The sequence below is a fragment of the Thermococcus sp. JdF3 genome, from assembly GCF_012027495.1.
Lineage (GTDB): Archaea > Methanobacteriota_B > Thermococci > Thermococcales > Thermococcaceae > Thermococcus.
Map to the genome: position 1 here is coordinate 187,490 of NZ_SNUK01000005.1, position 19,809 is coordinate 207,298.

The 19,809-nt window shown below is 53.8% G+C and carries 15 protein-coding genes and 1 tRNA gene; 6 read left to right on the plus strand and 10 right to left on the minus strand.

Annotated features, from left to right (window positions below):
* Positions 1 to 1,464: an NAD(P)/FAD-dependent oxidoreductase gene (locus tag E3E42_RS09435; RefSeq protein ID WP_167904323.1), complete on the minus strand. Its 1,464-nt coding sequence runs from the start codon at positions 1,462 to 1,464 to the stop codon at positions 1 to 3.
* Between the two features lie 158 nt (positions 1,465 to 1,622).
* Between E3E42_RS09435 and E3E42_RS09440 the strand changes: the two genes are divergently transcribed.
* The 5 genes from E3E42_RS09440 to E3E42_RS09460 all read left to right on the plus strand — a co-directional run bounded on the left by E3E42_RS09440 (position 1,623) and on the right by E3E42_RS09460 (position 6,436).
* Positions 1,623 to 2,180: an HPP family protein gene (locus E3E42_RS09440; RefSeq protein ID WP_167904394.1), complete on the plus strand. Its 558-nt coding sequence runs from the start codon at positions 1,623 to 1,625 to the stop codon at positions 2,178 to 2,180.
* Positions 2,181 to 2,201: 21 nt separating this feature from the next.
* Complete coding sequence (locus tag E3E42_RS09445) at positions 2,202 to 3,344, plus strand: cation:proton antiporter (protein WP_167904324.1); 1,143 nt, start codon at positions 2,202 to 2,204, stop codon at positions 3,342 to 3,344.
* 105 nt (positions 3,345 to 3,449) lie between these two features.
* The gene (locus tag E3E42_RS09450) at positions 3,450 to 4,064 is read left to right on the plus strand and encodes a MarC family protein (protein ID WP_058937699.1); all 615 of its coding nucleotides are present in this window, start codon (positions 3,450 to 3,452) and stop codon (positions 4,062 to 4,064) included.
* 98 nt (positions 4,065 to 4,162) lie between these two features.
* Positions 4,163 to 5,476: a histidine--tRNA ligase gene (hisS, locus tag E3E42_RS09455; RefSeq protein ID WP_167904395.1), complete on the plus strand. Its 1,314-nt coding sequence runs from the start codon at positions 4,163 to 4,165 to the stop codon at positions 5,474 to 5,476.
* Between the two features lie 210 nt (positions 5,477 to 5,686).
* Positions 5,687 to 6,436: a biotin/lipoate A/B protein ligase family protein gene (locus tag E3E42_RS09460; protein WP_167904326.1), complete on the plus strand. Its 750-nt coding sequence runs from the start codon at positions 5,687 to 5,689 to the stop codon at positions 6,434 to 6,436.
* Position 6,437: 1 nt separating this feature from the next.
* Here the strand turns inward: E3E42_RS09460 and E3E42_RS09465 are convergent, their stop codons facing one another.
* Positions 6,438 to 7,076, minus strand: coding sequence for a hypothetical protein (locus E3E42_RS09465; RefSeq protein WP_167904327.1), 639 nt, complete (start codon positions 7,074 to 7,076; stop codon positions 6,438 to 6,440).
* Between the two features lie 142 nt (positions 7,077 to 7,218).
* Here E3E42_RS09465 and E3E42_RS09470 point away from each other — a divergent pair.
* Positions 7,219 to 7,295 (plus strand) — tRNA-His (locus E3E42_RS09470).
* A gap of 295 nt (positions 7,296 to 7,590) precedes the next feature.
* Here E3E42_RS09470 and E3E42_RS09475 read toward each other — a convergent pair.
* The 8 genes from E3E42_RS09475 to E3E42_RS09510 all read right to left on the minus strand — a co-directional run bounded on the left by E3E42_RS09475 (position 7,591) and on the right by E3E42_RS09510 (position 19,767).
* Positions 7,591 to 7,986 carry a hypothetical protein gene (locus tag E3E42_RS09475; protein WP_167904329.1) on the minus strand — a complete coding sequence of 132 codons (396 nt, stop codon included), beginning with the start codon at positions 7,984 to 7,986 and terminating at the stop codon, positions 7,591 to 7,593.
* A gap of 525 nt (positions 7,987 to 8,511) precedes the next feature.
* Complete coding sequence (locus tag E3E42_RS09480; protein ID WP_167904330.1) at positions 8,512 to 8,943, minus strand: EVE domain-containing protein; 432 nt, start codon at positions 8,941 to 8,943, stop codon at positions 8,512 to 8,514.
* A gap of 51 nt (positions 8,944 to 8,994) precedes the next feature.
* Positions 8,995 to 9,270 (minus strand): hypothetical protein, encoded by a 276-nt coding sequence (locus E3E42_RS09485; RefSeq protein WP_167904331.1) that lies wholly within the window; start codon positions 9,268 to 9,270, stop codon positions 8,995 to 8,997.
* A gap of 4 nt (positions 9,271 to 9,274) precedes the next feature.
* Positions 9,275 to 9,538, minus strand: a complete 264-nt coding sequence (locus E3E42_RS09490; protein WP_167904332.1) for a hypothetical protein — start codon at positions 9,536 to 9,538, stop codon at positions 9,275 to 9,277.
* 240 nt (positions 9,539 to 9,778) lie between these two features.
* Positions 9,779 to 12,625 (minus strand): helicase-related protein, encoded by a 2,847-nt coding sequence (locus E3E42_RS09495; RefSeq protein WP_370519644.1) that lies wholly within the window; start codon positions 12,623 to 12,625, stop codon positions 9,779 to 9,781.
* A gap of 149 nt (positions 12,626 to 12,774) precedes the next feature.
* The gene (locus E3E42_RS09500; protein WP_167904333.1) at positions 12,775 to 13,305 is read right to left on the minus strand and encodes a hypothetical protein; all 531 of its coding nucleotides are present in this window, start codon (positions 13,303 to 13,305) and stop codon (positions 12,775 to 12,777) included.
* 1 nt (position 13,306) lies between these two features.
* The gene (locus E3E42_RS09505; RefSeq protein WP_167904334.1) at positions 13,307 to 16,693 is read right to left on the minus strand and encodes an ATP-binding protein; all 3,387 of its coding nucleotides are present in this window, start codon (positions 16,691 to 16,693) and stop codon (positions 13,307 to 13,309) included.
* Positions 16,690 to 19,767 (minus strand): DUF1156 domain-containing protein, encoded by a 3,078-nt coding sequence (locus E3E42_RS09510; RefSeq protein WP_167904335.1) that lies wholly within the window; start codon positions 19,765 to 19,767, stop codon positions 16,690 to 16,692. The genes E3E42_RS09505 and E3E42_RS09510 overlap by 4 nt, the downstream gene beginning before the upstream one ends.
* Positions 19,768 to 19,809: the final 42 nt, after the last annotated feature.

Genomic DNA, 19,809 nt, shown 5'->3' on the forward strand with positions numbered 1-19,809 from the left:
CTATTCCATTTCCTCTATTTTGTTCTTCCAGTTCCCCGGTTTCCTGAAGTCCTTCTCCGTGAAAATGCCCTCCTTCTTGAGTATCCCTCTCGCCGCTAAAAGACCCGTGGCGGCCGCGTTCACTATGTCCCTGCTCAGGCCGGCACCGTCGCCGGCAGCGAAGATTCCCTCTATGCTCGTCTCAAGGTTCTCGTCCACCTCGACCTTCATGGCGTAGTACTTTATCTCGGGTGCGTAGAGCAGGGTGTGGTCGCTCGCAACGCCCGGAAGAACGCGGTCGAGCTTTTCAAGCCCCTCTATGATGTTGGTCACAACGCGGTGCGGCAGGGCCATCGCTATGTCCCCCGGCGTGACGTGCCTCAGGGTCGGCTCAACGTCGCTCCTCTTTATGCGCGCCCACGTGCTCCTCCTGCCCCTCCTGAGGTCGCCGAGGCGCTGGAGGAGCGGTTTTCCGCCGCCGATAGTCGTTGCGAGCTGTGCTATGCTCTTCCCGTAGGCCGTGGTGTCCTCAACCGGCTCGGTCAGCTCTATCCTCGTCAGAAAGGCGAAGTTGGTGTTGTTGCTCTTCTTCTCGTGCATCGAGTGCCCGTTGACGCCGACGTAGGAGTCGTACTTCTCCTCGACGACGAAGCCGTTCGGGTTGGTGCAGAAGGTCCTCACGAAGTCGTCGTAGGTGTCGGTGTAGATGTGGAATTTGGGGTCGTGGTTTATGCTCGTTATCGGCTCCATGACTATCGCGGGAACCTCGACGCGGACGCCCACGTCAATCGGCCCGTGCCTCGCCTCAAGCCCTATCCTCCCGGCCACGTCGTGGAACCAGTCCGCCCCGCCCCTTCCGGGGGCGACGATTATGTAGCTGGCGTTGATCGTGAAGATGTTCTTTCCCCTCTTCACCTTCACCCGGCCCGGCCCGAACTCCAGGGCCTTGGTCCAGAGGAGAAACTCGACGCCTTTGCCCTCGAGGTACCTCTTTATATCCGCTATAACCTCGGGCGTCCTGTCCGAACCTATGTGCCGCTGGATTATCGGGATGAACTTCACACCCGCCTGTGCCGCCCTCTGCTCCCAGTAGCGGATCTCCTCCGGGTTTCCCCTGAACAGGTTTCTGGGTGACCTGTGGCGCAGGAAAATCCTGTCAACTTCCCAGACGAGCTGCCAGGCGTAGTTTTCGTCTTCCGTAAGCTCGCTTAAATCACCGCCTATGTCCGGCCTGAGGTTTATCGTGCCGTCGCTCAGTCCCCCCGCACCGCCTACGCCGCTCATTATGTGGCAGGGCTGGCAGCCGATGCAGTAGCCGAGATCGTACATCGGGCAGATCCTCTGCTCGACGTTGCCGCCTTCCTCTATCACCAGAATCCTAAAATCGCTCTTTTCCGCCAGCTCGTAGGCCGCAAAGAGGCCGGCGGGGCCGGCGCCTATAATCACGACATCGTAGGTCTTTCCGTTTCCTGCTTCAGAAACCATATTTCCCTTGCCGATGTCTATGGGCAGGCCCTTAAAAAGTTTTTGGCAAGTTTTTGGTTAACCTGTCGGGGGCGTACGATACTTTTGACACGTAACACTCAAAGGAATCTCCGAAATCTTTAAACACTTTCGCACATTAGTGTTTAAACGTGGGGTGTATGGACACTTTGAATGCCGGGGAAAAATCCCATGAGGCCAAAGCGAAGAAGATACGGATAATCCACAGCAAGAGACGGCTCCTCCAGCTCCAGCGCAAGGAAGAGCTTAGCCACAACATCAGGTACGTTTCCAAGGTCCCCGTGAGGCTGGTCATGGACCGCGACTACCTCGTCGTTCACCCTCACGACTCCCTGGCAACTCTCATCGAGAGCATGGGCGAGGAGGAAAGCTCCGCTATCGTCGTTGATTCCGAGGGAAAGCTCGTCGGATTCGTCACGATGAAGGACATACTCCACCTCTTCGACGTTCCCCGGAGGCACTCCATAGTGGGCTTCGGCCTGCTGAAGAGGTACTCCGTCACGAGGGCGACGAGGGTGGAGGACATAATGGTCACCAGGCCTATAACGGTTGGAATCAACGACGACCTGGGGCACGCCATAAGGATAATGCTCGAAACCGGAAAGCACCACCTTCCCGTGGTGGACGACGGTGGCAGGGCCCACGGCCTGCTGGAGGTTAAGGACATAATACGCCTCATACGCCTCGTCTCCCTCTGACCACTAAAATCGGGTGTTACCATGGACGTCTTCCTGGAGCTGGCGGTCATACTGATTACGGCCAAGCTGATGGGCTACCTAAGCTCGAGGCTCGGCTTCCCCGCGGCTTTGGGTCAGATAATCGGGGGAATACTCCTCGGCCCGTCCCTTCTGAACTTCGTGACCTACGGCGAGGGCGTTCGGCTCATCTCCGAGCTGGGCGTCATAATGCTCCTCTTTCTGGCCGGTCTCGAAACGGACATGGAGGAGTTCAAGCGCGTCGGCCTCCCGGCTTTTCTCATAGCCTCCCTGGGTGTTGCCCTTCCCTTCATCTTCGGCTACGCCGTGGCCCTTAGGTGGGGTTACCCGGGTATGGAGGCCCTCTTCCTCGGCGGCGTCATGACGGCGACGAGCGTCAGTTTAACCGCGAGCGTTCTCATGGAGATGAAGCGCCTCAGGACGAGGGTCGGTGCGGCTATCCTGGCCGCCGCCGTGGTGGACGACGTCCTGGGCATAATAATCCTGACGATTCTCGTGGCCATGAACACCAAGGGGACGGTTTACGTAGGGGATATAGCGGTGCTTCTCGTTGAAATCGCCGCTTTCTTCCTCCTCAGCTACCTCATAGGCAGGGGAATCGTCAAGAAGGTTCTCCGCTCCTCCCACAGGATAAACCTCCCCGAAACCGTCACCACGGTCTCGATAGTCGTGATGCTCATCTTCGCCTACCTCGCCGAGTACTTCCAGATAGCGGCCATAACCGGTGCCTACCTGGCGGGAATACTCGTCGCCGGGAGCGATGACGCGAGGAAGATAACCGACAAGATAATCACCCTCGGCTACGCCTTCTTCATTCCCGTCTTCCTCGTCGGCGTCGGCGCCGAAACCGATGCCCACGTGGTCCTCGCGGCGGGGGCCTTCGCGCTGGTTTACTCACTCCTCGCCATAGTCGGGAAGATCATCGGCTGTGGAATCGGCGGAATCCTCTCGAAGTTCAGCCCCATGGAGTCCCTCCAGATAGGCGTTGGAATGATTCCGAGAATGGAAGTGGGCCTTATAATGGCCAACATAGGCCTCGCCGAGGGAATCCTGACGAACGAGAGCTTTTCCATAGCCATCGCAATGGTCATGGCGACGACGCTGGTCACGCCGCCGCTCCTCAAGCTGGTCTTCTCGAGGCGTTAGCTCGGCCAACCGAGTGCTCATCACACCTCAGCCAGTGCCGGTCTCGTCATCGCCAAGGTACACTTCCGGGCATAGGTTTATAAAACCCTCACCGCAGTGGGGAGCATGAGCGAGTGGCTTTCGATACTCAGTTCCGCACTATTCATGCTCATCATGATAGACCCGAGCGACAAGATACTCCTGGTCAGCCTGCTCAGGGAGGACTTCCACATAGAGGACATAAGGACGCTTATTGTCAGGGCGAACCTGATAGGCTTCCTCCTCCTGTTCCTCTTTGCGGTTTCGGGCCAGATAATTCTTCAGGACATATTCCACATCGACATAAACGCCCTCCGCGTTGCCGGCGGCTTTGTCCTTTTCAAGATAGGTCTCGAGGCCCTCGAAAGCGGCGGAATGATGACCCTCAAAAAAGAGAAGAACATACTCGCCCTTGCCGCCGTCCCCGTTGCGACGCCCTTGATAGCCGGCCCGGCCGCGATAACGACCGCGATAACCCTCACCGCGGAGAAGGGTCTCTACCACGCGACCGCGGCGGTGTTCCTTGCCATCCTGATGACGGCCCTCGTCATGTTCGTGACGCTGTACCTGATCAAGAACGTCAGCAAAACGACCCTGGGGGTCTTCATAAGGATAATCGGTATGTTCACGATGGCTATTGGTGCCCAGATGATGGTCCAGGGCGTCGTCGGGATATACCTCCTGATGACGTCTGCTGGATGACAACCCCTCGGCCTACTGTCCGGAGAACGGGCCAGGGCCAAAACTCCTGGGCTAACCTTTTAACCCCCTGCACTTTTTCCAGGAAAGGAGGGTTGAGAATGAAGGTAAGGCTTGAAAAAGTTAAGGGAACGCGAGACCTGCTCCCGGAGGAGATGGCGAAGAGGAGATGGGTTTTCGAGAGAATCCGCGAGGTCTTCGAGCGGTATAACTTTCACGAGGTTCTCACGCCCACCTTTGAGTACACCGAGCTCTTCAAGCTGAGGAGCGGTGAGGAGGTGGTCGAGCAGCTCTACGCCTTCGACGACAAGGGCGGACGGAACCTCTCGCTCAGACCCGACATGACGTCCAGCGTCGCGAGGCTCTACGTCAACGGCTTCCAGAACGCCCCGAAGCCCGTTAAATGGTACTACATGGCCAACATGTTCCGCTATGAGGAACCCCAGAGCGGCCGTTACCGCGAGTTCTGGCAGGCAGGGGTGGAGCTCCTCGGGAGCGATAAAGTTGAGGCAGATGCGGAGGTCATAGCCCTCTTCGTTGAGAGCTACCTCGCCACCGGCCTCGAGGACTTCACCGTTAACATAGGCGACCGCGTTCTCCTCGACGAGTTCGCAAAGATGCTCGGCGTTGAGGACGACGTAGGCCTGATGAGGCTCATAGACAAGAAGGACAAGATGAGCAGGGAGGACTTCGCCGGCGCCCTGAGGGAGTTCGGGCTGGACGATGAGGGCGTCGAGAAAGTCCTGGCGCTGGTGGAGATAAAGGGCCTTCCCGAAGAGGTTCTTCCGAAGGCTGAGGAGCTCTTCACGGGCGAGAAAGCTAAGGAGGAAATCAAGCGCCTCTACGAGCTGGTCGATTTGCTCGATGCCTACGGCGTCTCGAAGTGGATAAGGATAGACCTCGGCATAGCGAGGGGCTTCGACTACTACACGAGCATAGTCTTTGAAGCCATCGCCCCCAACGACCTCGGCATAGGCTCGATAGGCGGCGGCGGCCGCTACGACAACCTTATCTCCGTCTTCGGCGGAAAGCCGACCCCGGCGACGGGCTTTGCCATTGGAATCGAGCGCCTCATTCCGATACTCGAATGGAAGGGGCTCATCCCGGAGCCGAAGCTCAGGCCCGACGTCTACGTCGTACCCATCGGGAAGGACGTCGAGCTGAGGAGGGCCGCCGTTGAGATAACGAGCGCCCTGAGGGCCGCGGGCGTCAAAACCGACTGCGAGCTAACTGGAAGAAAGCTCAGGAAGGCACTCGATTATGCTGGAAAGCTCGGAGTTCCGTACGTCGTCCTCGTTGGGAAGAAGGACCTGGCGGAAGGAAAGGTCACGGTAAGGGATATGGAGAGCGGCGAGCAGAGAACCGTCGAGAAGGCTCGGGTCGCGGAGGCCGTGGTTGGGTTATTGAAGGGCTGAGGGGTTTGCTTTATCTCCCCAGCATTTCTTTGACCCAATTTTGTCGCTTGAAGGCTATCCGGGCAGGAAATGTCTTTATCGTGGGCCCGGGTTAGAGAGGATGAAAGCAGCTCAGTGGTGACCGCTCTCCTCATCGTCACCTCGGAAGGGCTTGGGCGTCATCATCGCTGGGCTTAAAAACACTTCGAACTTTTTAACCCTGGTGGTGCCATGAGGTTCATCCCGCTCATCGTTGCAAGGCCCGAGGTCCAGATGGCCATAGACGAGGCGATAATGAGGGCCAGGATAGAGGGAAAGGTTCCCGACACGGTAAGGCTGTACGCCTTCTCGCCGAGCTCCGTGACCATAGGCCGCTTCCAGAGCGTCGTCCACGACGTCAACCTTGACGAGGCACGGAAGCTCGGCATCCCCGTCGTCCGCAGGATTACCGGCGGCGGTTCGGTGTTCCACGACGAATACGGCGAGGTAACCTACTCCGTCGTTGTCGGCGAGGACTACCATCCGATGCTCAGGAACGTTGAGAGCAGCTACCGCTATTTAGCCGGCCCGCTGGTTGATGCGCTGAAAGAGCTCGGCCTTGAGGCGGGCTTCTCAGGCCTGAACGATATCGTTGCCAACGGGAAAAAAATCAGTGGCTCCGCACAGACGAGGCGGAAGGGAGTCATCCTGCAGCACGGCACGTTCATGTACTCCACGCGCGTTGAGGTACTCGGAAGGGTTCTCAGGGTCTCCAAGGCCAAGCTCGCCGACAAGGGCGTTTCGAGCATCTGGGAGAGGGTAACCACCCTGGAGCGCGAGGGCATAAATCTGAGCCGCTGGGAGGCCTACGAGCTGCTCAGGGAGAGCTTCTTCAGTGCCTTTGAGCCTGAGGAGGGTGGGCTCACCGACTATGAGCTCGAGCTCGCCGAGAGGCTGGTGGAGGAGAGGTATGGAAATCCGGAGTGGAACGAGAGCCGGTGATTTAAGGTAGCTTCCAGTTTTCTTCTATCATATACCGCTCCGCCAGCTCGTAGAACAGTTCGTCCTCACCGAGCTCCTCCCTCAGTGCCCTGAATTTCTCCTCAAGCCGGGGCAGCCGGCCCTTGCTCCGTCTCAGCATGTCGTTGCCGAGGTCAACCGCGAAACGGAGGTACTCATCGTCCACGAGTATCCTTCCATCCCTGCCGAGCGGTGCCGTCAGGTACTCCGTGGCGTTTATCTCCACAAGGTAGCGCTTCGAGACGACCTTGAAGGTGGTGTACTTAAAACCCGAGGCCAAACCGATCTCGTGGAGCCTCTTTGCCTTTTCCACGTCCTCGGCGACGATGTGGAATATGGGCGGCTGGCTCTTGAGGAATATGAGGCCCTTCTCGGCGTTTCTCAGGGCCTCCCTTGCCTCCTCGAACTCCATCGGCCTGTGGACCTTGATCAGCCACCTCGCGAGGGGCTTGGCCCCGAGGTCCGGTTCCTCCATTATGCCGATCCTGCCGGAGCAGGAGGAGGTCGTGTAGATTCCCCTTATCGAGTTGATGAGCATGAGGTGATCGATTATATCCGCGTCAACCTTTCCTTCCCTCATAGCCGTGAAGAGGCTCACAAGGGCTTCGCGTTTGGCTTTCATGTCGAAACCTCCGGACGATTCTTAATTCCCGCGAAAGCGTCGTTAAGCGTGGGTTGGGGTAAGTAAAAGGTCTCAGCTTCCTCTTTCAGCCCCTTCTGTCGAAAACTTTATAAAGCTAACCCAAAAGGTTTAGCTGGAAATGGCCAGGGTGGTGTAGCCTGGTTAGCACAGGGGACTGTGGATCCCCTAGCCCGGGTTCAAATCCCGGCCCTGGCCCCATAACAACATTTCTCCCGGAATAAAACGCTTCCAAAGCCAACTCCAGCAAACGCGACATGTTAATGCCCTCTTTCCTTGCAAACTCAACCAAATCAGCCCGGATTCTCAGCGTTACATTACGCGTCTCTGAACGCTTCCGTACATCACCCGTGTAAATACACGTGTATTTACACGTGTTTGGTCCCATAGCCTGACACCAAAAAGAGTGAAGAACCCCGATTTAAACAACTTTCGCACGCAGAAACCGGTGTAAGGCAAATGCCTTACACTGAAAGCCAAAAAATAATAAAGGGCATTAATCCGCCTCGCCATAAGCGAGAACGAAGAACGCCTCAAGGGCGGTGACGGAAGGAACCCTCACACAGTCCTGCCTCCTTGGGAACAGCACGTGCTCGAAGTACTCAACGAATATCCGAAGCTTAAGAGCACTCTTTGAATCAACCAACCCCCGCTCAACAAAGTCGTCGAGGACGTGATTGAAGAGGTTCCTGGCATCAAGGAGAGCCTCACGGTCTGCATAAGTCCCAATCAGCAGGGAGTAAACCTCCCGCCAGAACTCTTTCGGTACGTCAAGTTCGCTCAAACGCTCAACCAGTGCCCCAGCCACCTTCTCATGGACCTCCTCAAGGTTTAGGCTTCCAATTTCCTGGAAGAGTTTGGATACAACCACTCCGACCGCTTCCATCGCCAACCACCAACACCCGCCCTGCAGGACGAGCAATTAAACATAACTCTTGACCACTGAGTGAAGTCATTAAGAAATCCCCCTTTGGCTCGAGTTATCAAATTTGATAACTCGGAAGCCCCCGAGTTTCATTTTTTGCAACTCGTGAAGTGTAAAAGAAGGGCGGAGAGGGCCTCTTTTCATTGGGCTGTTTTCATTAATTTTTGCATTTGAATGCGAGTTGCAAAAAATGCAACGCATAAACTTGTACATTCACTAAATCACGCCCAAAAAAGAAGGCACGAGAAGGCTTGAATTAGCTGAAAAACGATGCTAAAACAAAAAGTCTCGCAGAGCACGTAAAAGTACGCTTTCTCATAATTTCCGGGCAACCCCCTTGGGCGGTTTGTGGCGCGACAATGGGGTGGACGAGCCCCCAGAAAACCCCTTTTTCATGTGGGTGTACAGAAATGTGCTCTTAGAGATGCCGGTGTAAGGCGTTTGCCTTACACCGAACCGTTCGCAAAAAGTTGGTGAAGAAATCGAGGGGGTTCAAAGAAGGCCTTCAATCAGCTTGTAATCCTCTTCCGGGATTTCTCTCATTGCCTTGCCCATTAAATGCCCGCTCCAGCGCTTCTTGTTAGTGATGAACTTCAGCTTTGGGATGAGAGGCTTGAAGTCAAGTTCGCCGAGCTTTAGGGGCTTAATCTTGACCCTGAGGGGGTAAGTCTCGTTTAGGTGCGGCGGGCTCTTGAAGATTCTGCTTGAGTCAGTGTAAGGCTCGCTCACGACTTCAAAGATGCCGACGATCTTGGGTTCGAGAACTTCCTTGTTCTTCCTCCCCTGCTTGACGTAAAAGACGAGCTTGTCACCGGGCTTGACTTTGGCGATGGTGTTCCTGTGCCTCTTAGCCACGCCCCAGACGTTATTCTTTCTGACAACCTCCCAGTTGTCGCGAGTGGTGATGCAGAGCCAGTACTTCATTCCACTCACCCAACCAGAGAATAAGAACGTCAAAGGATAAATAAGTTGTCATTAGAATGGAAGCTCTTCCAGATGCCTCAACGCGGATAATGTGCCTGCAAGTCCCAATAAACTAATCCCGATCCAGAGGGCATTAGAGAGATCCACCATCACATTGTAAAATGGAGTATTGGGCGTCACTCCCAAGATATCCCAAAGATACAACACAAGACCATAAAAAGTCAGTGCGATTATGAACTGTGCGCTTGGAAGAGCAATTTCGATAAGCATCTTGCTCAGTACCTCAAAGGTCTCAGCAAGTTGTTCAAGGAGGTCCCACTCATCCATCATATCACCCAAGCGAGGATATAAGCTCCGTAAGTGCATCCCTTATTGGAGTTACAATCGAGATGATCACAGACACCCCCATAAGAATCCAAGTCACTTTGATGAGAGATGCAGTTAACCAATCGTATGCCTGAATTCCTTGAGAAGTTTGAAGTACAAGGGGTGTGAAAGCATCGTAAATTATCTGTTCAATACTCGGGACACTAAATGTCAAAAACAGTGTTATCCCGAGCCCAATAAAAGCGGAAACAATCTTCCCAGGGTCCATCTAAACCCACCAATGTGATTTATAATCCTTGGAATAAATAACATTTTTGGTTCGTTAAATGCCAAGATATCATTCACTTTTTATCGAAGATGCTCATTGCATAATTACACAAATTTATTCAGGTAACCTAAACGATCACGTTTTCCATTGATGGTCCCAAAGTCTCAAAAGTTCAAACGTTTTTATAAAATCGTTTGGAATTGTGAGATAAAAATTGAGAATAAACGGAGATGCAGTAAATTACCCCACCAAGAGGATCTTCCGAATCTTGTTCTCAATGTTGATGCTGACCTTTCCGGTAATCTCAACTTCCTTCCCGTCTTCGAGGACTGCGTAAACCTTAGCATCCCTTTCAAAAGGCCTGAAAACCTTCAATATGGCCGGCTTTTTCTTTCCGAGGTTTGCGACGATATAAATCCAGTACTTATCCACGTTTTCGGAGTCCGTCGCGAATTTATACTCCGCGGGCGTGACCTCTGCAGTAAGCAGGAGTGGCTTGTGACCCTTAACCTCAATGTACTTTTCCCCCTCGGGTTCGACGACCCTAATGTCGTAATGCGCCTTCAATGAGACGTCTTTGACTTCCCAGCCTCCACCGGGGCCATACTCCTGCTCCAACCTTTTCCTCTCAAGCTCCATGACGATCTCCATCGCCTTCCGTTCGCTCTTTAGGATATCCTCCAATGGCACGAAGTTCCTCTCGGTGATGCGCTTGTATTCATCGGTGGGCGGTTCCACGTCTTTCTCCGAGAGCCCATAAACGTCGAGAATCCCACTGGGAACATGCTTTAGTATGTTGAACCTCTCCTCGCTGATGCCCTCGATCCTCAATACTTCAGTTGTTTCAATTTTCGTGTTCTTGAAGAGGCGCCCCTTCTTCAGCTTGCCCCTTGAAAATGCCCGCTCGTAATTTCTGTACTTTGTCTTGGGCCTGTAAAACCTGTCCCTTGCGAGTGTCCTGAGCTGGGAAGATATTACATGCTCCTCCATTGTGGGTTCGGGCCGGCCAATAACAACGAACTCCTGCGAGAACACCTCAATAAGGCGCTTCAACACGTCAACGCCATAAAGGAACTCAAGCTTTCCACCATTCCTCCTTACGAGGACAGGATAACGATGGAACTCCCGGCCATCTTTCTCGTCAACTAACCTTACAAAATAAAGGTATTCAACGCCATCCCCGCCCCTGACACCAATCTTCATCGGCCTTAGGTTCGAGGGGCCTTCCTTAACGACATCATGAAGAATCGGGGAAATCTCTGGAATGTTCCTTTTCCCTAGGACCTCAGTGAGATAAGTCCTCAGCACTTCGGAGACTGTGTCCCTATCAAAGTCTCTCGGAGTGAGTATATGTTCAAGCTCCTCCCGAACCTGCTTTGCCGTGTCTGAAGGAATCATTTTTTCAATGTTCCGTCGGAGACTCTTCAGGGTGTGTATTATGGCCCCCGCGTAACCTGTAAGTTCCCTCTTTATTGCCGCAATCACAAGGTCGTACTCGGAAGGCTGTTCTCCCTTGGCACTCTCTTCGGAGACTTCTTCCTTCCACAGTGCCTCGAAATCCCCGGAAAACATTTGTTTTCCGAAAACAGGTTTGCCAAGACGCGGCCCACTTCCAATGGCTTCAGTTATGTTCATAATCTTCTGGTAAAGGTTCTCCAGAATGTACAGGTCAGTCTCTGCCGCTAGGAACAGAGTGTAAGCGGTTGTTTCCCTTGGCTGACTGAGCCTCCATATCCTTCCGACCCTCTGTTCGAGCTTTATCGGGCTCCAGGGAGCCTCGTAATTTATGACCACGCTGGCAATCTGAAGGTTCAAACCCTCTGAGGCAACGTCAGTTGATATCAGAAGCTTTCCATGCCTCTCAAACCTGGCCATCTGTTCTTCCACTTCTCTGCTCGACATTCCCCCATAAAGGAGGGAAATCTCACGACCTTCCAACCGAACGCCGTACTCGTCGGCCAGAATCTTGGGAAGCTTTCTCTTTATGTATTCCAGCGTGTCCTTGAACTCCGTGAAGATTATTACCTTCCCCCCTTGCTTGATATGGTATGCAGCAATCTCCGCCACCATCTGAAGCTTGCTGTCCCTCTCTTTGATTTGTGTTGCTAACTCAAGAAGTCCCCTGAATGACTCCACCTGTTTCCTGTCGAGCAGAGGGGAGTACTCCGCGATTATTTTCTCAACGGCATCGTCAAGCTCGTTGAAGTCTTCCAGCTCAATCTCATCATAACCGAGGCCAAAGAGACTTTTGATGTATTTACTAACCTTCTCTGCCTTCCCACTCCCTTCAGAGTTTGCACTCTCAGCAATCTTGCTGATTGTCTTTACTGCCGCTTCATAGCTCGATGAAGCCCTTTTCCTAACAAGAACCGCGAGAAGGGCCTCTGGAGAGTTCTCCCTGGCATCTTTTATCATCTCGAAGAGTGTTTTATCGAGCTTATCAAAAAAGGCCCTTTCAGCGTCGCTTATCTCAACGACAACTGCTCCAAAATAACACTTCTTGAAGACTTCCCTGCCCTCAAGCTCGTTGACGACCTTTTTGGTCCTTCTCATAACGAGCGTATCCCGAGTTTTGCTGTAAAAACCCGGCTTGTCAAGTTTCTGATACTGGTCGGTGAGAGTTGGGTCAAGGAGGGCAATCCTTGCGAGGTAATCCTTGGGATTGCCCCGGTGGGGCGTCGCTGAAAGGAAAATCAGGTTGAGGTCTTGTCCACCCTCCTCAACAAGGTCCTTGAGGAATTCATACCTCTGGGTACCGAGGGTAACGTTGTGAACCTCATCAACGATTATCAAGTCCCACTTAATATCGAGGAACCTCTCGCGATGGGGGGACCTCTTGGCAAGATCAATTGAGACGACCGTGTATCCATACGTGTTCCTCAGCTTGCTCTCGACCTCGCGACCGTTCTCGATTACGGTTGGAAAACCCCCAACTCTTCTTATCTCCTGCTTCCACTGCTCGCGGAGAATCTTCGGCACGAGGACAAGGATTCTCTTGGCCTCGCCCCTCAGCTGAAGATACCTCGCAATGGCCAGCGCCTGGACAGTCTTCCCCAGTCCAATCTCATCGGCGATAAGTATCCTCACCGGCCGGGAGATCATGGCATGGTAAAGGGGCTGGAACTGATGCTTGAAGGGGGTTATTGGCCTCCTTGCCGGAGCGGTTAGGGCGGTGTAAAACAGTGCAGGGCTGTGGAGGAGAACGTCCCCCAGAAGGGCTCCCTTAATGTCCTCGCTCAAATCCACTCCACCTCCAGGAAGCGTCTTGCAAGGTAATCAAGCTTCCTCCGGTTCTTATACTTCCAATAAGTGTTTTTGAACCTCGAAGCCCAGAAGCGAAGCTGTATCGGTTCCATTGCGAGCACATATTCCTCAAGCTGACCCCACTCCGCTGGTGTCTTAAGAACCGCCATAACGACGCCGTAAACCATCAGGCGAAGGTAAGCGTAATCATCGCTGGTTCTCAGGATTATCCGCTTGTTCCCGCTGTACTCCAGCCTTTCCCTTTTTGACGGAGGCAGGTTCAGCCACTTGAGGAGACTCTCGTTTGCTTCGACCTTAAACCCCAGCTTCTTGGTAAAATTGAGAAATTCAGGGAGGTACACCCTCGCTCTCGCTTCAACTTTTCCAGGGACTTTTTTCTGCTCCCCTGTGCCCATAACGTTGAACACCGGCACGAACTCGGCGAGCTTCTGCTCCCGCGTTACTGGGAGGAAGGCCTTCTTGATGTACCTGAGGTTCACCTGGTACTCGACGCTGCCTTCCACCTCAATCCTCCTCCTTCCTGAGCCTGAACCGAACCTTCCCGTTGAGAGGCCTGAGCTTTTCGAAGAGGAGGTCATCAATCATTACTTCCTCCGAGAGGCTGAGGTCCACGTCAAGATTGGCCTTGCCTTCAAGGAGCTCCTCCATCTCCCTTACGAGATATGTCAGCACTTCCCTGTCCACGCCCTCAAAGCGGCCCTCCCACAGCGGCCTGTCAATCCTCAGGCTTCCGCTTACGATGCCCTTAACGTTCTCGGGGATGAGGCCAAGCGTATCAACGTCCTCAATGTCGAGGATTGAAGTCAGGAACATGCCCTTGTGCTCCTCTTTGAGGGTTTCAGTTTCAACGATTTCAATGCCAAGGTCTGGGATTAAACTCACGTCCCTGTAACGCGTTCTCTTGGGGCTCCGTCCTTCAATCGTCGCGATTGTCCTCGTCTCTGGCATGATTATTGTCCAAGTAACCCCAACCGGCTTTCCGTCTTCAAGCCTAACCTCGTAAGAGTCCAGCTCTCCATGATTCACCGAGAGCTCCACCGTGAAAGAGTCTCTTCCGAGGGGTACGACCCTTGCCTCAAGCTGGACAGGTTTTCCCGGCTTCTCCTTCACCTGAGGAACTTCAATCTCAAGCTCGAATTCACCCTCTGTTATTGGGGTCTCTTCCCTCTTCTCAACGATGTGGCCCCAGAGAACCATGTCGAAATACCCTTCCTTTACTCTGCAGTCCTCCTCTCCAGTCACGAGGCTCTTCAGCGGAATTCCAATCTTGGATGATGGCGAATAAACCTCGTACCAAGTCTTCACCCTGAAGTCCTTGTCCCCCTGAGGCACGATTAAATCCTTCTCCTTCTTCAGCAGACTGCAGACCTGCCTGTGAAGGGCGATCTTTCTCGGCAGGATTAGGTCCCTTGGCTTAACGGCACTGGGCGGGTTACCCTCCTCCTCGGAGCTTGGAATCTCCTTGTGAACTTTCTTGAAGAACACCTCCCCATTGCGCTCAAGGCCGATCCTCAAGTCGAGAACGGCGTTCTTTATGGCCTCGCTAATGTGGCTGTCCTCAATCATCGGCAGGCGCGTGTTCATCCTTATTATGGCGATGAGCTCCGAGACCCTGTATCCCTCGGGCCTCAGAACTTCCACACCGACGCCCCTGAGAGTCTCCACGAGCCAGTCAAAGTCAAACTCGTCCACGATTTTGCCCTTGCTGAGCAGGGCGGAGTAAACGTTCTCAACGACTGACTTTGAGCTGGACGGGGCCTTGGTGACGCGGACCTCGTCGTCCTCTGGATAAGCCACCCCCCTGAAGGAGTTCACAATCTGAGTCTCAAGGTCTTCCAGACCCTTGCCCCTAATGTCCTTCACCATGTTCATCTGTATCTTGACAACTTCCTCACCGAACTTGCCGTATTTGGCCTCAATGTCCCTGATGACCTCATCGCACGCCATTATCCTTGCCGTTGTCTCAAGGAGCGGTTTAAAGCTCCCCCCAACTGGATAACAGACGACAACCGTGTTTCTGTACGTCCTCGTACCGGTTCCATAAGCGTAAATCAGCTTCCTCAGAGTTCTTTCATCAACGTCGTCCCTCACCAGCACCTGGAGCTTGTAATCCAGAGTGTCGTGGAACTCCTGCGGGTCCTTTGCCACAATGATGTACTGCTCCTTAAAGAAGGTCACATGATCCTCGATTTTAGCACCCTTGCCCTTTGTTGCAGTTAGTCTTTTCCTCTCCTTGATCATCCTGTTCACGTACTTGACGAGCTCGTTCCACACCTCGCCGGGTCTCATTTCGAGGAGCTCCTTGGCCTTGCTGTCCACCATCTGGGCCACGTTGGCGACGCGCCAGAACCAGAGAACTTTGTCCTTCTTGTTGAGATACACAAAGCGGACGCTCGCCGTTATCTCCTCAACGGTATCATCAATGTCCGTTGGAAGCCACCCGTTGGTGTCAAACTCGTTCGGCTCGTAAACGCCCCTCGCGATGGAATCGGCCGTTGGGAAACCCGGCAAGGGGACGGGCGAGTCAAAGGGATACGTCCTTAGGAAGACGTACTTGAGAATTATCTCCGCAAGTCCTGGGTTGGTGAAGTCCTTGAACTTGTCTCTCTCAATGTCAGTATCAACGATGGTGGCGTAATCCATGAAGGTTTCGCTCTTGCCGAACAGCATGCCCCTCAGCTTCTCGTGTTTGAGGTCAATGTGGTGGGGCATTATCATTGAGGGAGCAAAGCCCGTCTCGGAGTATTTCCGGACCAGCTCCCTTACAACGATTCTCGTGATTCTGAGCATGTCCCTCGTCCTCTGCAATCCAGTCCTCTCGATTATCGTTCTGAGGACGTCCACGTACTCCGGGTGGAACGGGTAACTCCTCCAGAGCTCGTCCTCAAGGTTATGCGCATGGCCGAAGACGTCGGTATTGCTAAGCTCCGAGCGCATTCTGGTCAGGGTCTTGACCCTCTCCTCATCATCAATTCCTTTGAAAATCCTCTTCTTGAGCACCTCAACGAGCTCGTTGCCCGCTCCAGAAGTCCTCAGCGGGGAGTAAAGCTCGGAACCGCCGACCCTGCTGACGGCGCCCCAGATGGCCATGACGACTTCCCTGTTGTACTCCTTCTCGACCTCAAACATGCCCTCCTTCTTCTCCATCGGGAGCGTCATGACCATCGCGCTTCCGGAGCCGAGCAGGGCCGTGGAAAGCCTGTCAAAGAAGTTATCCACGTTCTTCGCGTATCTCCTGTCGTCCTCGCTCCCCGAGTTGTAAAGGTTGTCGAAGTAATCCACGATCTCATCAACGAGAAGGATTACTCTCTCTCCCCTGAAGAGCTCCCTCAGAGTGTCAATCTCCGGAACCGTGGCATTCTCGTCGTCCCTCTCGACGATGTAATACCTCCCGAGGGCGTGGGCAATGTAACCCCAGACGGTTCTCACCTTATACGGCCCGACCTCAAGGGGCTTGCTCGGCTGGCCGAGCCTGCCCTTGCCGTAAACAGGGACGATTTTAACACCGCCGAGGGCCTTTATCCTCTCCGCCAGCCCCTTGATCTTCTCCCTCTTCTCCGGATCGTGGCCGGCCAGAACCTCAGGATCAAGCATGGCATCCGGCTCTCTGAATGCATGATAAAGGGTAAGGAGCGTGTGAGTCTTACCGCCACCGAAGAGGGAGTAAATGAGGAATATGTTGTGCCTCTCGCCGCCTTCGAGGGTCTCGACGAGCTTGCCGATGATTTCGAGCATCGAGTCGGTGAAGTAAGTCCTCCTGAAGAACTCCCTCGAATCGGTGTATATCTCAGGGGCGTTGCCGCTCACCACATCGCCGAGCTCCGGGGCCACCTGCTTGTCGAGGGCCTCGTCCATCACGTCGTCCCAGATTTCAAAGGCTCCAAGCTTCATAACATTCCACCTCCAACGCTCCTGACGAGCCTCCTCATGAGGAGAACCTCAAAGTGGCCGTCCTTTTCAAGTTCCTTCTCAATATCACGCTCATCGGCCTTTATCCTGCCCCCCAACGGGGACAGGAGCTGGCCGTAAACGGCGGTGTAATATTCACTCACCAGCTTCGCGATGTTGAGGGCCTCCTCGACTTCAGCGCTCCACTTCCTCCTGAGCTTTTCGATAACCTCCTCAAGGCGGGATTTTCCAAGCAATGCGTGGTACTCGAGGAGCTGGAGGACGTCAATCGCGTTCCTCGGCTCCGGCTCAAGCGGGTTGAGGCCCTTCTCGTAAAGGAACTTCTGGAGCTCCTTGGCATCGAGGGCCTTCTTCCCGAGAAGGTCCGGAGTGTAAAGGGTAAACTCCTTCTTGCTGGCCGAGCCGGTTTGCTTTAACACTCCCCCCCTGATTAGGCCGTTCGGCTCGGTGAAGGTTGCAAGGTTGAGGAGTATTATGTCGTTGGGCTTGAGGGTCTTGTTGCCGAAAAGCACCTTGTATGCAGTGTAAAAGACTGCCTCGTTCGACGTTATCCTTTGACCCTCCTCGACCTCCGCTATGGCCTCGATTATGCCCCTTATCGTTGCAGGGTAAACGTAATCGTTGAGGACTTCCTCCGTCGGGAGCGGGCCCTTCGGCGAGAGGACTTCACCGTACTTGGTGACCTCCTCAAGGACAGCGGCCATTACCCCATAGAGCAGGTCAAGGCCGGCATAGCCATACCTGATGAACTCCTTGGCTGACTCCTTGGCCTTTCTCTCCATCTCGGTCTTGAGGGCTGAGATCTGGACGGACTTTCTCTCTCCAGCTGGCTTCCTCCAGACTGCGACAATTGAGGTGTCGAGGCTCATCTTGCCCCTGCTGACGATGCTCGTCTTTGACTCGGTGCCGATGGGTACCGCCCTCGTTATCTGGAGCTTGGCCCTCCTCCAGCCGGCCTCGATGAGGTTAGCCCAGCTCTCCGGGTCGGTGTGGGCGTAGTAGGTAACCAAAAGTCCGTCGTCCTTTAGGTGATTCCTCATGGCAACAAAGGCCTGGCTGAAGAGGTTCTCGAAGTGTTGCTGTGCAATTTCTTTTGCTTCTTTTCCTGATTTGTTTCCAAAACGGGCGGGATACATTGAAATTTCTTTCTTCGCAAACTCCTGCCACTGAGTTTTGATTTCAACCAACTTGGGGCCGATTTTCTTGAAGAAGGCCGTTCTGTGGAACCTCGGGACGAGATTCCTCCCGTCGGAATCGCTCAAAGCCCTCTTGAGCCAGACGTAGTAGAAGTCGCTCAGTTCTGTGTAAGCGACATCATCAGCGTACGGCGGGTCAGTAACGATGACGTCGAACTTCTCGCCGAGGTTGAGCGAGGTCGCGTCACCCTGGAGAACTTTCACGGTGTTATCCCTTACCAAGTCAGTGAGGGTCTTCTGGCCAGAGGGGGCGAAGGTTGCAGTGAGATACTCAACGCTTCTTATTGTGTATTTGTGCATTCCCCAGAATGAAGCGCCTGAGTTGCGATTAAATGGTGTCACATCACTCCAGTTCCAATTCATTGTGATACCCCTTGATGTGAACGTGTGAACAACTTTTATTAACCCCCAAAATCCTGAGTGCCATCCAGTAGTAACTGAGTTGTAATCTGCAAAGTGTACAAGGGTTGCAGTCAAATACGTCGCCACCGCCTCGGCGTACTCGAAGGCCTTCTCATCGCTCCAGCCCTCCCTGAGCTTCTCCTCCTCAACTCTCTTCCCGACCTCGCGGATGAGCTTTACAATCTTAATCAGCGTGAGGAGCTGGCGCGGGTTGAAGAGGTTGTTCCAGCTCATGAATACTTTGTAAATATCTCCAAGAGTTGCCCCCCCGTAGGGCTGCATTTTTTCTGTCGGCACGTCCGGGTCCTTCCTCTCGAGCAGTTCCTTAACCTTCTCCTTCGCCTTCCACAGCCTCTCGTTGTCCTCTTTTCCAGCGGGCTCGAAAATTAAGTCCCTGTCTTTAACCTTGACCTTCACGAGGAGCCTCTGACGAGCGAAGCTTTCATCTCCCTCGTGGTACTTCTTGAGCGCGAACTTCACATAAAACTCATTGGTACCTTTAACTCTCTCCGTGTAGTGTCTTCCGCTCTTGTCAGCGTACTTTATTGCGTTGCCACAGAGCAAGCACCTCAACTGTTTTTGCTGATTGCTAATGTTCGCCTCAGGAACCTTGAAAATCACCTTCTCTCCCTCGACCTTAAAGTCGCCCTCCTTGAGCTTCCCGCTCTTTACCGCTTCCCTGGCCTTCCTCACATAAACCTCGCCCTCGAAGGTTATCTCCCCCGCCTTGGTGTCCACCTTTGCCTTTGACACATCGCCGAGGATTTCGTTGAGGTCGATGACCCTTATCCTGACCTCATCGCCGTCCCGCTCGGGCTTCATGTATGCCAGTCTCTTGTAACCCTTGCCGTCCTTAACCCTCGCCAGCCAGTAATTGCCGATGGCCGGAGTCCACCTGTCACAGTGGGGGCACTTCACCTCCCAGGTGCCGATGTAAACGGCAACGTCATCGTCGTAAAGCTCCCTGATTTCGGGGTTGTTCTTCAGCTGCTCGGTTATCCAGTTGCCCCATCTCTCGACGTCCTTCACGAGGGGCTTTCCGAACTTCTTCGGGTAATCAAGGACGGCTTTTAGGAAGACGTAAGTTGTGGGGAGAAGCTCGACGGCGGTAACGTCCAATCCGAGGCGGAGCCCTTCGAGCGGTATTGAGCCAAAACCGGCGAAGGGGTCGAGGAGCTTCTTGCCCCTGAAGTACTTCTCCCATTCGGCCGGAATCTTAGGGTTGGCGCGGTGGGGAGTCTTTTCATTTAGGTCGATGAGCGTTTTAAAGCGGTTCTCGTCAATGTCCTCCGGTAAAAGTGCTCCAGCAATTACGGCCCTCGCTCCAACGAGGGGCTTTCTCGTCCAGTAGAAGACCATCTCCCAGTACGGCGGCCTTGCCGGGCCCTTCTCTTTGAGGCTCTTCTCATTGACCTCCCAGATTGGAAACCGGGGGCTTTCGATAAATCTCCTCTCCATGTTATTCACACCCGGGTAACTTAACACCGCCCGCAATAAATA

What these genes read in the sequence shown, in the direction of transcription:
- E3E42_RS09435 (WP_167904323.1), bottom strand. Translation starts at nt 1,464, where the DNA reads ATGGTTTCTGAAGCAGGAAACGGAAAGACCTACGATGTCGTGATTATA.
- E3E42_RS09440 (WP_167904394.1), top strand. Translation starts at nt 1,623, where the DNA reads ATGGACACTTTGAATGCCGGGGAAAAATCCCATGAGGCCAAAGCGAAG.
- E3E42_RS09445 (WP_167904324.1), top strand. Translation starts at nt 2,202, where the DNA reads ATGGACGTCTTCCTGGAGCTGGCGGTCATACTGATTACGGCCAAGCTG.
- E3E42_RS09450 (WP_058937699.1), top strand. Translation starts at nt 3,450, where the DNA reads ATGAGCGAGTGGCTTTCGATACTCAGTTCCGCACTATTCATGCTCATC.
- hisS (WP_167904395.1), top strand. Translation starts at nt 4,163, where the DNA reads ATGAAGGTAAGGCTTGAAAAAGTTAAGGGAACGCGAGACCTGCTCCCG.
- E3E42_RS09460 (WP_167904326.1), top strand. Translation starts at nt 5,687, where the DNA reads ATGAGGTTCATCCCGCTCATCGTTGCAAGGCCCGAGGTCCAGATGGCC.
- E3E42_RS09465 (WP_167904327.1), bottom strand. Translation starts at nt 7,076, where the DNA reads ATGAAAGCCAAACGCGAAGCCCTTGTGAGCCTCTTCACGGCTATGAGG.
- E3E42_RS09480 (WP_167904330.1), bottom strand. Translation starts at nt 8,943, where the DNA reads ATGAAGTACTGGCTCTGCATCACCACTCGCGACAACTGGGAGGTTGTC.
- E3E42_RS09485 (WP_167904331.1), bottom strand. Translation starts at nt 9,270, where the DNA reads ATGGATGAGTGGGACCTCCTTGAACAACTTGCTGAGACCTTTGAGGTA.
- E3E42_RS09490 (WP_167904332.1), bottom strand. Translation starts at nt 9,538, where the DNA reads ATGGACCCTGGGAAGATTGTTTCCGCTTTTATTGGGCTCGGGATAACA.
- E3E42_RS09505 (WP_167904334.1), bottom strand. Translation starts at nt 16,693, where the DNA reads ATGAAGCTTGGAGCCTTTGAAATCTGGGACGACGTGATGGACGAGGCC.
- E3E42_RS09510 (WP_167904335.1), bottom strand. Translation starts at nt 19,767, where the DNA reads ATGGAGAGGAGATTTATCGAAAGCCCCCGGTTTCCAATCTGGGAGGTC.